This is a genomic window from Micromonospora sp. NPDC048063, from assembly GCF_043202855.1.
Lineage (GTDB): Bacteria > Actinomycetota > Actinomycetes > Mycobacteriales > Micromonosporaceae > Micromonospora.
In genome coordinates, this window is record NZ_JBIDBG010000009.1 from 100,436 (window position 1) to 112,725 (window position 12,290).

The window sequence follows — 12,290 nt, forward strand, 5'->3', positions numbered from 1 at the left end:
TGGAGGACTGCGACGACGCGCAGAAACGTCCACGCGAACCGGGACGCCGACAGTCGGTAGGTTGGGGGAGTGGATCGTCCGGGTCGGGTGGAGCGGGACGGTGGGCGGGTCGGGAAGGGGCACCGCTTCGCCCCGGGCGACGTGGTGGTCCGGCGCGAGGTCCTGCACGGCGAGGTGTGGTTCGCCTGCCCGACCGTCTGCGTCGAGGACTCGCCCGACCTGCTCGTGCTCTACCTGCCCCCGGGCGCGGAGTTCGGCTTCCCCGAGACCGGGCGCTTCCCGTGCGGGCGGCACCCGTGGCAGGTCGCCGGGCACCGGGCGTGGAGCGGCCACGGCAAGCTGATGCTGCACCGCCCGGGCGAGGCGCACTCCGTCGACGTCTTCTGGACCGGCCCGGAGCGCGCCTTCGCCGGGTGGTACTTCAACCTCCAGGACCCGTTCCGGCGTACCGCGATCGGGGTGGACACCCTCGACCACGAGCTGGACCTCTGGTGGCCGGCCGACGCCGCCCGCTACGTCTGGAAGGACGTGGAGATGTTCGCCCAGCGCCTGGAAGAGGGGCGTTATCCGGGGACGGCCGACGCGATCCGCGCCGAGGGCGACCGGATCGCCGCCCTGCTCGACGCCGGGGAGCGGTGGTGGGACGAGGCGTGGGCGTTGTGGCGGCCGGACCCGGCGTGGCCGGTGCCGGCCCTGCCGGCCGGCTGGGACACCGTCCCTCCGACCCGCTGACCGCTGACCGCTGACCGACTGGGACGCCGACCCGCTGACCGCAGCCCGCCGGCCCCGAGCGTGCCTCGGCCCTGCTCGTCAGGACCCGCCGCTGCGGGGCATGACCGGACGGACCTCGACCGGGCGGCCCGGCCCGCCGCCGGCGCGCGACGCGTACTCCGGGACGCCCACGCACGTGAACAGCAGCGCCGCGAGGTCGTCCGGCTCGCCGAGCAGGCCCGGGACCTCCGAGTCGAGGAAGGTCATCCCGGAGGCGCCGGCGCCCAGGGCGTACGCCGCGAGGTGCAGCCGGCCCTCGACGAGCCCGGCGGCGAGCTGGGCGTCGCGGTAGCCGCGGTCGTCGAGCGCCGACAGCGGGGTGGCCCCGACGACGACGTACGCCGCGTCGCCGGCGAGCGCCTGGTCCAGGCAGACCCGCAGCAGCTCGTCACGCAGCTCCGCGGCCCGCAGCGGCGTCGCCAGGTCGGGCCAGCGGTAGAGACCGGGCGCCACACCGTCGACGCCGTGCACGGCCACCCAGTGCGGCACCGGCACGCCGCGCAGGGCGGCGGCCAGGGGCCACTCCAGCAGGGCGCGCGGCAGCGTCCGGGACCGGTCCATCCGCCGCTGCGACCCGCGCCGGCGCACCACCTCGTCGAGCGGGTCGGACGGCGGGAACTCCGGCAGCGGCGGCGCCTCCGGCCAGGGCTCCCCGAGGGTGTCCCGCTCGCCCGCGCGCTGCGCGGCGGTGCACAGCGGCAGCTCGACCGGCGGCAGCTCACCCGGCACCGCCGCCGCGGTGGGGCCGGTCGCCGGCTCGCCGTCGCCGAGGGACAGCAGGGCGAGCGGATACTCGTGCACCCCGTCCGCGCCGACGAGGCGGCGCACCGTGGCGTCCGGGAACAGCGTCCGCAGCCGTGGCGCGAGGCCGGCGCTCGCGGCCGCCGCCGACAGTTGGGACAGCAGCGTCCCGGCGTCCCAGTAGAGGTGCCGCCAGCCGCGCTCGGCGTACCGCCACCCCGTCCGCCACGGCACGCCCGTGACGACGAGCGTGGTGGCCGCTCCGGTGGCGGCGGGGGCGACCTGGACGAGCGCGTGCCGCGCCGGGTCGTACCAGTGCACGCCGTCCGGGACGCCCGCGACGTCGCGGGTGCTCGCGTAGACCTCCAGCGGGAAGCGCGCGCCGGCCGAACCGGCGGCCCGGTAGAGGAACGGCCGCCCGTGGCGCTCGGCGGTGCGGACGACGCCGGCGCCGAGGAAGAGCACGCGGCCGAGCTGCGCGGCGTCGAGGAGCTGCGCCCGGCCCGCGGCGCCCGCGAGCACCGCCGTCGCGGGGATCCCCGGGTCGTGCAGGTCGCGCGGCAGGGCGACGACGGGCAGGCCGTCCGGATAGCCCTTGAGCTGCGGCGGCAGGGTCTCGGGGTCGTTCGGCACGAGGTCGTGGCGGATCCGCGGGTCGTCCCCGGGCACGTCCCAGTCGCGGTTCGGCACGTACGACGTCAGCCGGTGCAGCAGCCCGGCGCCGGAGTCGAGGTCCACAGCGGCCATCCTGCCAGTGCGCGCACGGCCCCGCACCGTAGTGACGACCGCACCGACCACCCCACCCCGCGCGGGGCTTAGCCTCGGGGCGTTCCTCGTCCGTCCGCCGCCGGAGGCCACCATGACCGATCCGATCCCGCCGGCCGCGTCCTTCGCCGGCATGCGCCTGATCCCCGCGGAGGCGGTCGCGGCGACCCCGGTCCGGGTCGCGGTGGACGCCCTGGAGGCCGCCCTGCGGGCGGGCCTCGACCCCGAGCGGGAGACGCCCCGCTCGAAGGTGACCACGCGGGGCGGCGAGCTGCTCGTCATGCCCGCGACGCGGGGCGCGTACTCGGGCTGCAAGCTGCTGACCAGCACCCCCGACAACGCCGGTCGCGGTCTGCCGCTCATCCAGGGGGCCTTCGTCCTCTTCGAGGGCCCGGAGCAACGCCCGGCGGCGCTCGTCGACGGCACCGCCCTGACGAACCTGCGTACGCCCGCCGTGTCCGCGCTCGCGGTGCGGCACCTGCTGCCCCGCGCGGCGGGCGACGCGCTGCGGCTCACCGTGTTCGGCACCGGCCCCCAGGCCCGCGCCCACGTCGAGGCGATGCTGGCGCTGCACGCGATCGCCGAGGTCTTCCTGGTGGGACGGGACGGCCCACGGCGCGACCGGCTCGCCGCGCGGTGCGACCGGGCGGGCGTCCCGGTGCGGGTGTACGAGCCCGGCCCGGTCACCGACGCGGTGACGGCGGCGGACGTCATCTGCTGCTGCACCAGCGCGTCGACGCCGCTGTTCGACGGTGCCCTGGTCCGGCCCGACGCCGTCGTCGTCGCGATCGGGTCGCACTCGCCGGACGCCCGCGAGGTCGACGACCGCCTCGTCGCCCGCTCCCACGTCGTCGTCGAGTCGCTGGCCGGCACCCCGCGGGAGGCGGGCGACATCGTCGCTCCGCTGGCGGCCGGTGTGCTGCGGGAGGAGGACCTGCGTCCGCTCCGTGACGTGGTGACCGGCCGCGTGCGGTTGCCGGCCGGTCGACCACGGTTGTTCAAGGGGACCGGAATGCCGTGGCAGGACCTCGTCGTCGGCGTCGAGGTCTACCGCGACGACCTCGCCCGGCGGCCCGGGTAGGGCCTGCCGCCGGCGCTCCACCGGGGCGACGTCCGCGCGGCGCCCCAATCGATCGGCCGGCCCCCGGTCGGTGGGCCGGCGGTCACGTCACCGTGCGGCGGTCGGGTCCCGGTCAGAGCCCGAAGAACGCGAGGTAGGAGTCGAGCTGGTGGGCGAGCATCGGCTCGCCGGGGTGCGCCCGCAGGCCGCGCGCGCGGGCCTCGGCCAGCAGGGCCGTCTCCGCCGGGGTCATGATGATGTCGGCGACCACGGCGTCCGTGGGCAGTTCGGCCACCGGGAACGGCAGCGGGTCGTCGGGGCGCAGCCCGAGGGGGGTCGCGTTGACCGCGAGGTCGGCGTCGGCCAGTCGCGGTCGCGCCGCTCCGGTGACCCGGTCCGGGTACGCGGCGGACAGCCGTCGCCGCAGCGTCTCCAGCCGGCCCGGGTCGGTGTCGGCCAGCCGCAGCTCCGCCACGCCGGCGTCGAGCAGGGCGACGGCGATGGCGCTGCCCGCCCCGCCCGCGCCCACCACGCACACCCGGCGGCCCCGGGGGTGGTGTCCGGCCGTGGCCAGCCCGCGGACGAACCCGTCGCCGTCGAAGGTGTCCGCGGTCCAGGTTCCGTCGGGCTCGCGCCGCAGGGCGTTGGCGCTGCCGGCCAGGCGGGCGCGGTCGCTGGCCCGGTCCGCGAGGGCCAGGGCGGCGGCCTTGTGCGGCACGGTGACCAGCATCCCGTGCAGGTTGCCCACCCGTTGCAGGCCGCGTACGACCGGGGTGAGGTCGGCCGGTGCGACGTGGACCGGGACGAGCACCGCGTCGGTGCCGCGGCGGGTCAGCACCGGATTGAGCAGGCCGGGGGCGCGTACCTGCGCGATCGGGTCGCCGAGCAGCGCGTACAGCCGGGTGGTGCCGCCGATCTCCGTCATGCCGCGCCTCCGTGTCGATGGCCGACGCCCAGGGTTGCCCGTCCCGCCGGTCGGGGTGCCGCGCCGCGCCGACGCTATCGCGGGCCCGGACGTGGGGTCCCTCCGGGTTCGCGTCGTCCGCCGAGCCGGCCCCTTCCGCCCGGTCGGCGCCGCCGGTTCCGTAGGGGACGGTGGGGGTGCCGGGGGCGTCCGACCCCCGGAGGCGCGGGGTGGGCGGTCGCGGCGGTACGGGGTGCCGGACCCGGAAACCGTTGCCGGCACCCCTAAGATCGCCGCAAGGATCTTTCGCCGGGAAATATTTAGTGATATCAATCTCGCACCGATCCCTCTCACCCCCGGAGTGCGACGTGCGGAGAACTCGCTTCGTGACCCTCGCCCTGAGCCTCGCCGCGGCTCTCGGCGCCAGCCTGTCCCTGACAACCCCCGCCCAGGCCGCCGCCACCGACCGCTACGTCGCCCTCGGCGACTCCTACGCCTCGGGCGTCGGCGCCGGCAGCTACACCAGCGAGAGCGGCTCCTGTCAGCGCAGCACCAACGCCTACCCCGCGCTGTACGCCGCCACCGTCAAGCCCGCCTCGTACCGCTCGGTCGCCTGCTCCGGTGCCACCACGACCAGCGTGATCAACACCCAGCTCTCCGCGCTCAGCTCCACCACCAGCCTGGTCAGCATCACGGTCGGCGGCAACGACGTCGGCTACTCCAACATCATGACCACCTGTGTGCTCAAGGGCACCACCGAGTGCGTCGCCGCCGTGCAGGCCGCCGAGGACAAGGCCCGCGCCCAGCTCCCCGGCCTGCTGAGCAACGTCTACAACGGCATCAAGACCCGGGCCCCGAACGCCCGGGTCGTGGTCGTCGGGTACCCGGTCTTCTACCAGCTCGGCACCGTCTGCGTCGGGCTGAGCGCCACCTCGCGTGCCAAGATCAACGAGGCCATCAACCTGGTCGACGACATCACCCGCAGCGCGGCCAACGCGGCCGGCTTCACCTTTGCCGACGTGCGCTCGGCCTTCGTCGGGCACCAGCTGTGCAGCTACGGCGAGAAGTGGCTGCACGCCCTCAACTACCTCAACCTCGGCGTCTCCTACCACCCGACCGCGGCCGGCCAGTCCGGCGGCTACTACCCGGTCTTCCGCAACGCCGCCGACTGACCCGACCGCGCGCCACCGCCGACGCGTACCGGCTGATCCGGCAGCCGCCCGCGGCGGCGGTGGCGCGCGTCCGTCCCGGCTCCCGGTGGTCCTCGCCCGATCCCCGCGGGACGTGGGCCGACCGGCCGCGGCGGCCCGGCACGTGGTGGGCGTGCCGGGCCGCGCCGGCCGTCAGCCCCGGACGCGGTACGCCCGGCCGGCGCCCCGCGACACCGCTCAGCCCACCGTCTCGCGCGACCGCCACGCCGTCCGGACCGAGGTGCGGCCGTTGGTGCGCAGCAGCGAACCCTCGTACACCCGGGCCCCCGCCGCGACGAGCGCGGCGGCCGCGACCAGCAGCAGGGCCAGCGACAGCAGCGGCTCCCAGCCGGCCGCGTCCCCGGTGAACAGCCGCAACGGCATCGCCGTGGGCGCGGAGAACGGCAGGTAGGACAGCACCCGCATGGCGGTCGCGTTGTCGTTCAGGAAGATCACCGCGAAGAACGGCAGCATGACCGCGAGCTGCACCGGCATCGACACGCCGGCGATGTCCTCCTGGCGGTTGACCAGCGCCCCGGCCGCCGCCCACATGGCCGCGACCAGCACGAAGCCGAGCAGGAAGAACGGCACGAACCAGCCGATCGCCGGGGCCAGCAGCGAGAGCAGCCCACCGCTGTCGCCGAACTGCACACCCACCACGGCGACCAGGGCGACCAGGGCGATCTGCCCGAGGGCCAGCAGGGTGCCGGCGACCATCTTGCCGGCCAGCAACGCCCGGACCGGCACCGCGGCCACCAGGATCTCCACGATCCGGGTCTGCTTCTCCTCGATGATGCTCTGCGCGATCTGCACGCCGAAGGTCTGCGAGGTGACGAAGAAGACGAACGCGAAGGCGAACGGCACCAGGAAGGCCACCACCGGGTCCACCGCGTCGGGGTCCAGCAGCCGCACCGGGGGCTGCGTACTCAGCGCCGCTAGCACGTCGTCGGGGGCCTCGTCCATGGCCAGCACCGCCGGCCCGGAGACCACGGCGGCGTCCACGTCGCCGTCGCGGACGGCCTGCTCGGCGGCGCGGTCGTCGGGCGCCAGCCGCACCTCCAGCCCCGCCTCGCGCAGCGGGCCGGCCGCCGCCTCGGTCACCGCCACGCTCGACGGGCCGCCGGAGAGCAGCGGCGGCAGGATGGTCGCGGCGGCGGCGATCAGCAGGAAGAACAGGGTGCTGATCAGGAAGGTGCGGTCGCGCAGCTTGACCCGGATCTCCCGGGCGGCGACCAGCCGGGTGGCCTGCGTGGTGTTCACTGGGTGACCTCTCGGAAGATCTCGGTGAGGGACGGGCTGACCGGGCGGAACGCGCGCACCGGGCCGCGGGCCAGCGCCGCGTGCAGCACCACCTGCTCGTCCGCGCCGGGCGCGAGGTCGAACACGGCGCGGGCGCCGTCCAGGTCGACCAGGGTCACCCCGGGCTGGTCCCGCAGCCAGCCGGCGTCGGTCTCCACCACCAGCTCGAACCGGGGCACCGTGTACGTCGCGCGCAGTTGCTCCCGGCTGCCGGCGGCGCGGATCACGCCGCCCGCGATGATCACCAGGTCGTCGCAGAGCCGCTCCACGACGTCCAGCTGGTGGCTGGAGAAGAGCACGGGCACGCCCGTGGCGGCCCGCTCCCGCAGGACCGCCACGACCGTGTCCACGGCCAGCGGGTCGAGGCCGGAGAACGGCTCGTCGAGCACCAGCACCTCGGGGTCGTGCACCAGCGCGGCCGCGATCTGCGCGCGCTGCTGGTTGCCCAGCGACAGCGTCTCCAGCAGGTCGTCGCCGCGCTCGGCGAGCCCGACCCGCTCCAGCAGCGCGTCCGTGCCGCGCCGCGCGGAGGCGGCCGTCATGCCGTGCAGCCGGCCCAGGTAGGCCACCTGTTCCCGGACGCTCATCTTCGGATAGAGGCCGCGTTCCTCCGGCATGTAGCCGAAGCGACGGCGGACCTCCCGGGTCAGCGGAGCGCCCTGCCAGCTGACCTCCCCGGCGTCCGGGGCGAGCACCCCCAGGATGATCCGCATGGAGGTGGTCTTGCCGGCGCCGTTGCCGCCGACGAAGCCGGTCATCCGGCCGGCCGCCACGTCGAAGGACACGTTCTGGAGCACCCGACGGTCGCCGAAGCTGCGGTCGACGCCGTCGAGACGGAGCACACTGGTCACGGCGGCCACGGTAGATCGTCAACTGCCCGCCGCCGTCCGCCCGGAGGCTGAGCGGGCAGGTCCCCCGCGCGGCGGAGGCGGGTCAGCCGCCCGGTCGCACCACCCCGTGTTCGTACGCGAAGACCACCGCCTGCACCCGGTCGCGCAGGCCGAGCTTGGCCAGCACCCGGCTGACGTGCGTCTTCACCGTCGCCTCGCCCAGGTGCAGCTCCGCGGCGATCTCGGCGTTGCTGGCACCCCCGGCGACCAGGACCAGGACCTCCCGTTCGCGGGGCGTCAGGTCGCGCAGCGCCGCCTCGGGAGAGGTCCGGACGCCGCCCCGCCCGGCGGGGTCGCCGGGGCGGGCGAAGGTGGCGATCACCCGCCGGGTGAGTTCCGGGGCGAGCAGGCCGTCGCCCCGGGCGAGCACCCGGATCGCCTCGACCAGCGCCTCCGGGGTGCCGTTCTTGAGCAGGAAGCCGCTGGCCCCGGCGCGCAGCGCGGCGAACAGGTAGTCGTCCCGGTCGAAGGTGGTGAGGATCAGCACGGCCGGCCCGCCCGGCTCGTCCTGCTCGGCCGTGATCCGCCGGGTGGCCTCCAGCCCGTCGACCCCGGGCATCTCCACGTCCATCAGCACCACGTCCGGGCACAGCGCCCGGGTCATGCCGACGGCGCGTTCCCCGTCGGCGGCCTCCCCGACCACCTCGATGTCGTCCTCCACCTCGAGGATGACCCGGAAGCCGGTGCGGACCAGGTGCTGGTCGTCGGCGAGCAGCACCCGCACCGGCCGGTCGGCGTCGGGCACCTCACGCTCGGCGCCCACGCCGGCGACGTCGCGGTCGGCGGTCACGCCGGACGCCCCGCCGTGACCGGGAGCGGGAACCGGGCCCGTACCCGCCAGCCACCGCCGGCCCGCGGGCCGGCCTCCAGCGCCCCGCCGTGGGTGGCGACCCGCTCGCGCATCCCGACGAGGCCCAGCCCGTCGGCGTTCGCGGGGCGGGTGGCCCGTCCGTCGTCGGTCACGTCCACCTCCACCTCGTGTGCCAGGTAGCGGATCCGCACGTCGAGTGCGGTCGCCCCGGCGGCGTGCTTGAGCGCGTTCGTCACGGCCTCCTGGACGATCCGGTACACGGCCTGGGAGACCGACTCCGGCAGCGGCACCCGGTCCCCGTACACCCCCAGGGTGGCCCGCAGGCCGGCCTCGCGGGCCCGGTCGACCACGGCCGTGACCTGGTCGATCGCGGCGGGCCCCGGCTCGTCCGCGCGCTCCGGGCGGTCGTCGCGGGCGCGGAGCAGGCCGAGCATCCGGCGCAGCTCGTCCACCGCCGTGCGGGCCGTCTCCTCGATCGCGCCGAGCGCCGTGCGGGCCTTCGCCGGGTCCTTGTCGAGCACCCGGCGGGCGGCGGACGCCTGCACGCCCATCACCGACACGTGGTGGGCGACCACGTCGTGCAGCTCCCGGGCGATGCGGACCCGCTCGCCCACCACCGCGTGCTCACGGACCTCGGCCTGCGAGCGGCGCAACTCCTCGGCCCGCGCCTGCACCTCGTGCTGCCGGCGGGCGGCCAGCCACGCGGTCTCCCCGAAGAAGTACGCGAACCCGAAGAAGAGGCCGTTGACCAGCACCCCGTTCACTATCGCGGCGAGCACGGGGGGCACCGGACCGACCGCGCGGTCGAACGCGTCGGCCGGGATCCTGTCGATGGTGACCGCGTAGTAGACCCCCAGCCAGGCGAACATGGTGGCGATGACGCCGATCCGCAGCCGGCGGGCCAGCCGGCGGTCCGGCCCCCAGGCGCCGAGCGAGTAGAGGGCCGCGAACAGTGCCCACGAGGAGAGCTGCGACTCCGGGGCGGAGCGCGCCTGCGCGGCGACGAACGCGATCGCGATGACCAGAAGGGTGGCGGCGGGGAACCGGCGTCGCCAGATCACCGGCAGCGTCACCGCGACGGTCCAGAAGACCTGCTCCGGCCCGGAGGGCGGCGGCCCCAGCAGGAAAGCCCCGGTGCTGCGGGCGAGGGTGAGGCTGACCAGCGCCAGGACGACCGTGGCCAGCCCGACGTAGACGTCGTACCGCCGCTGTTCCGGGGTGGGGCCCGGCCGCCGCCAGTCGTCGTCCATCACGGTGTTCACCCTGGTGAGGATCCCATCCCGCTGGTCGGCGTCGGCCGGGCACCCTGCCGGGCGGCCACGTGCGGCCGCCGCGCAGCCGGGGGTACGGGTTCGCGCGCCTGTCCGTGTCGACCTCCTCCGTCGTGCCTGTTCACACTCTGCTGCTCGGGCGACTACGGTCGGAAGGCGTCGCCGGCCGGTGGTGCGGGCCGGGGCGGCCCCGGTGGCGGGTGCTGGCGGTGATCGGCGTGGCTGTGGTGGAGGTGTGATGGGAGTCGGGCAGTTTTCCACGCTGGAGTTCCTCGGCGGCGAACTGCGCCGGGCGCGGCGCGACCGGGGGCTGAGCCAGGAGGAGCTGGCCCAGCAGATCAACTACTCGTCCTCGCTGGTCGGGATGGTGGAGATCGGGCACCGCACGCCGTCGCAGGACTTCGTGGGCCGGGTCGACGCGGCGCTGGAGTCGGAGGGCTTCTTCGAACGGCTGCTCACCCTGGTCCGCGCGGACGCCGCGCCGCCCTGGCTGCGGGAGTGGATCTCGGTGGAGGCGGAGGCGACGCTGATCCGCTGGTTCGAGCCGGCGCTGGTCCCCGGCCTGCTCCAGACCGAGGCGTACGCCCGCGCGGTGCTCACCGGCGGCGGCATGCTCCGCGAGGCCGAGGTGGAGCAGCGGGTGACCTCCCGGCTGGCCCGCCAGGCGGTGCTGACCCGGGAGGCCCCGCCGGAGGTCGTCTTCGTCGTGGACGAGGCGGTGCTACGCCGGCAGATCGGCGACCGGCAGGTGATGGCCGAGCAGTTCTCGCACCTGTTGGAGGTGGGTGACCTTCCCCAGGTCGATATTCATGTGGTGCCCGCCGACGTCGGCATGCATCCTGGGCTTGCTGGGCCGTTCATCCTGGCCCGCACCACGGATGGCGCGGAGGTGGCCCACCTCGACAACCAGTTGCGGGCGCAGGTCACAGATCGGTCCGAGGACGTTGATAGCCTTCAACGCGCGTGGGAACGGGTGCGGGGCGAGGCGCTGCACCGCCGGGCGTCCCGAAAGCTGATTCAGGAGGTGGCACGGTCGTGGACCTGACCGGCGCTATCTGGCGCACGTCAACCCGCAGCAGCAACGGCGGTTCCACCTGTGTCGAGGTGGCGACGAACCTGGTCGGCGTGGTGGGCGTACGCGACAGCAAGGATCGTGGGGGACCGGTGCTGGCCTTCGGCCCCGTGGCCTGGACCGGCTTCCTCGCCGCGGCCACCGCCGGCGCCCTCCGGCCCGCTCGTCACGGCTGACGGCCCGGCACGCCGGGGCGTGCCGGGCCGCGTGGTGCGGTCGGGTCAGCGGCGGTCGCGCAGCGCCTTGACCACGCTCTCGACGACATCCCAGAGCACGATCAGCGCCGTGCCGGCGACCACGATGGTGGCGACCGTGTTCAGGTTCTCACCCTCGCCGAGCCACTCGAAGCGGGCCACGAAGTCGGGGTTGAGCAGCCGGTCGGTCGACATCAGCCAGACCACCGGCACCGCGAAGGCCAGGTCGAGCACCGCGTTCGCCGCGACCAGCGGCCAGGTCCAGCGCCCGGCCCGGTACTTGGCGATCTCCAGGCCCACGGTGGCGACCAGCACGGCGATCAGGAACGGCAGCCAGAAGCTCCACAGCGCCGGGTCGAGGATCGGCAGGTTGCCGTCACCGTCGGCGGGGACGAACGACCGGAAGTGCTGCATCGGCAGGTAGGCGATGAAGATCGCCAGGAAGCCGATCGAGGCGGCGGTGTCGGTCAGGGTGATCTGTCGGTCGCCGGGGCCCTCCGGGAGCTGGTCGACGCTCCAGTCGGGCAGGTGCAGCGGGATCCTGGTGCGCTCCAGCACCGCGAAGACCAGGGTGACCCAGAAGGCGATCTGGAGGGCCACCGTGAGGGCGGTGGTGATGCCCTCGCCGACGGCCCCGCCGGCGTTCTCGCCGTCGGTGGCCGCGAGCAGGCCGACCACCACGCCGGCCGTCGCCGGCACGAAGCTGAGCAGCAGCTTCAGCAGCCGCTCCCAGGCCAGGTAGTAGGCCGGCCCGATGAGCTGCAACCGGCGGTCGGAGTAGCGGGCGGCGAGCTGCGCCGGGTCGCCCAGCTCGGTGAGCACCTCCCGTTCGGCGGCGGCGGCGTCCCGCCCGCCGGTCGTGCGGCCCTCGACCATGTCCTCGATCGAGGCGCGCAGCTCGGTGGCGATCTCCTCGCGGCGCGCGACCGGCACCGAGCGCAGGGTCGCGGCGAGGTAGCGGTCGGTCAGGGAATTCATCGGTCGGCTCCTTCGATCAGCCTGGTCAGGGAGGTCTGGACTGCGGCCAGGTCGGCGAGGAGCCGGCCCAGCACCGACTCGCCCTCCTCGCTGGTTCGGTAGAACTTGCGCGGCCGCTTCTCCTCGGTGTTCCACTCGCTGGTCACCAGCCCCTGCTCCTCCAGCCGCCGCAGCAGCGGATAGAGCGTGTTGGCGTCGACCGGGAAGCCGTGGTCGGAGAGGCGTTGCAGCAGCGCGTACCCGTAGTCGGGGCGCCGCAGGGCGACGAGGCTCGCCACCACCACGGTGCCCCGACGCAACTCCTGGAGGTGCGTCCGCAGGATCTCATCGCTCACCATGCGTCA

The 12,290-nt window shown here is 75.0% G+C and carries 13 protein-coding genes; 5 read left to right on the forward strand and 8 right to left on the reverse strand.

The genetic code is table 11. From position 1 onward, the window contains the following. Positions 1 to 69 precede the first annotated feature (69 nt). A complete protein-coding gene (locus tag ACGFZ2_RS22090; protein ID WP_393456353.1) occupies positions 70 to 732 on the forward strand; it encodes a DUF402 domain-containing protein in 663 nt (220 codons plus the stop codon). A gap of 78 nt (positions 733 to 810) precedes the next feature. On the opposite strand, the gene ACGFZ2_RS22095 is transcribed toward ACGFZ2_RS22090, so the two are convergent. Beyond that, positions 811 to 2,259, reverse strand: coding sequence for a nitroreductase family protein (locus tag ACGFZ2_RS22095; RefSeq protein WP_393456355.1), 1,449 nt, complete (start codon positions 2,257 to 2,259; stop codon positions 811 to 813). A 112-nt stretch (positions 2,260 to 2,371) separates the two neighbouring features. Between ACGFZ2_RS22095 and ACGFZ2_RS22100 the strand changes: the two genes are divergently transcribed. Further along, the gene (locus tag ACGFZ2_RS22100; RefSeq protein WP_393456358.1) at positions 2,372 to 3,358 is read left to right on the forward strand and encodes an ornithine cyclodeaminase family protein; all 987 of its coding nucleotides are present in this window, start codon (positions 2,372 to 2,374) and stop codon (positions 3,356 to 3,358) included. A 112-nt stretch (positions 3,359 to 3,470) separates the two neighbouring features. Here ACGFZ2_RS22100 and ACGFZ2_RS22105 read toward each other — a convergent pair whose 3' ends face one another. Continuing rightward, on the reverse strand, positions 3,471 to 4,262 hold the full coding sequence (locus ACGFZ2_RS22105) for a shikimate dehydrogenase family protein (protein WP_393269618.1): 792 nt from the start codon (positions 4,260 to 4,262) through the stop codon (positions 3,471 to 3,473). Positions 4,263 to 4,609: 347 nt separating this feature from the next. On the opposite strand from ACGFZ2_RS22105, the gene ACGFZ2_RS22110 reads away from it, so the two are divergent. Then, positions 4,610 to 5,413 carry an SGNH/GDSL hydrolase family protein gene (locus ACGFZ2_RS22110; RefSeq protein WP_393269621.1) on the forward strand — a complete coding sequence of 268 codons (804 nt, stop codon included), beginning with the start codon at positions 4,610 to 4,612 and terminating at the stop codon, positions 5,411 to 5,413. 216 nt (positions 5,414 to 5,629) lie between these two features. On the opposite strand, the gene ACGFZ2_RS22115 is transcribed toward ACGFZ2_RS22110, so the two are convergent. The 4 genes from ACGFZ2_RS22115 to ACGFZ2_RS22130 all read right to left on the reverse strand — a co-directional run bounded on the left by ACGFZ2_RS22115 (position 5,630) and on the right by ACGFZ2_RS22130 (position 9,693). Beyond that, entirely contained in the window at positions 5,630 to 6,691 is a 1,062-nt protein-coding gene (locus tag ACGFZ2_RS22115; RefSeq protein WP_393456361.1) for an ABC transporter permease, read from the reverse strand. Further along, positions 6,688 to 7,581 (reverse strand): ABC transporter ATP-binding protein, encoded by an 894-nt coding sequence (locus ACGFZ2_RS22120; protein ID WP_393269632.1) that lies wholly within the window; start codon positions 7,579 to 7,581, stop codon positions 6,688 to 6,690. Before ACGFZ2_RS22120 ends, ACGFZ2_RS22115 begins: the two co-directional genes overlap by 4 nt. An 82-nt stretch (positions 7,582 to 7,663) precedes the next feature. Continuing rightward, a complete protein-coding gene (locus ACGFZ2_RS22125; protein WP_393269672.1) occupies positions 7,664 to 8,365 on the reverse strand; it encodes a response regulator in 702 nt (233 codons plus the stop codon). Between the two features lie 41 nt (positions 8,366 to 8,406). Beyond that, positions 8,407 to 9,693, reverse strand: a complete 1,287-nt coding sequence (locus ACGFZ2_RS22130; RefSeq protein ID WP_393456364.1) for a histidine kinase — start codon at positions 9,691 to 9,693, stop codon at positions 8,407 to 8,409. Between the two features lie 247 nt (positions 9,694 to 9,940). On the opposite strand from ACGFZ2_RS22130, the gene ACGFZ2_RS22135 reads away from it, so the two are divergent. After that, positions 9,941 to 10,747, forward strand: a complete 807-nt coding sequence (locus ACGFZ2_RS22135) for a Scr1 family TA system antitoxin-like transcriptional regulator (RefSeq protein WP_393456367.1) — start codon at positions 9,941 to 9,943, stop codon at positions 10,745 to 10,747. Next, a complete protein-coding gene (locus tag ACGFZ2_RS22140; protein ID WP_393456370.1) occupies positions 10,738 to 10,950 on the forward strand; it encodes a DUF397 domain-containing protein in 213 nt (70 codons plus the stop codon). Before ACGFZ2_RS22135 ends, ACGFZ2_RS22140 begins: the two co-directional genes overlap by 10 nt. A 45-nt stretch (positions 10,951 to 10,995) precedes the next feature. On the opposite strand, the gene ACGFZ2_RS22145 is transcribed toward ACGFZ2_RS22140, so the two are convergent. Both ACGFZ2_RS22145 and ACGFZ2_RS22150 read right to left on the reverse strand, forming a co-directional pair. Then, positions 10,996 to 11,946: an HAAS signaling domain-containing protein gene (locus ACGFZ2_RS22145; protein WP_393456373.1), complete on the reverse strand. Its 951-nt coding sequence runs from the start codon at positions 11,944 to 11,946 to the stop codon at positions 10,996 to 10,998. Further along, on the reverse strand, positions 11,943 to 12,284 hold the full coding sequence (locus ACGFZ2_RS22150; protein WP_393456376.1) for a PadR family transcriptional regulator: 342 nt from the start codon (positions 12,282 to 12,284) through the stop codon (positions 11,943 to 11,945). Before ACGFZ2_RS22150 ends, ACGFZ2_RS22145 begins: the two co-directional genes overlap by 4 nt. Positions 12,285 to 12,290 lie beyond the last annotated feature (6 nt).

Coding starts and splice junctions, on each gene's coding strand:
- ACGFZ2_RS22095 (WP_393456355.1), bottom strand. CDS start 2,259: ATGGCCGCTGTGGACCTCGACTCCGGCGCCGGGCTGCTGCACCGGCTG.
- ACGFZ2_RS22100 (WP_393456358.1), top strand. CDS start 2,372: ATGACCGATCCGATCCCGCCGGCCGCGTCCTTCGCCGGCATGCGCCTG.
- ACGFZ2_RS22105 (WP_393269618.1), bottom strand. CDS start 4,262: ATGACGGAGATCGGCGGCACCACCCGGCTGTACGCGCTGCTCGGCGAC.
- ACGFZ2_RS22135 (WP_393456367.1), top strand. CDS start 9,941: ATGGGAGTCGGGCAGTTTTCCACGCTGGAGTTCCTCGGCGGCGAACTG.
- ACGFZ2_RS22145 (WP_393456373.1), bottom strand. CDS start 11,946: ATGAATTCCCTGACCGACCGCTACCTCGCCGCGACCCTGCGCTCGGTG.
- ACGFZ2_RS22150 (WP_393456376.1), bottom strand. CDS start 12,284: ATGGTGAGCGATGAGATCCTGCGGACGCACCTCCAGGAGTTGCGTCGG.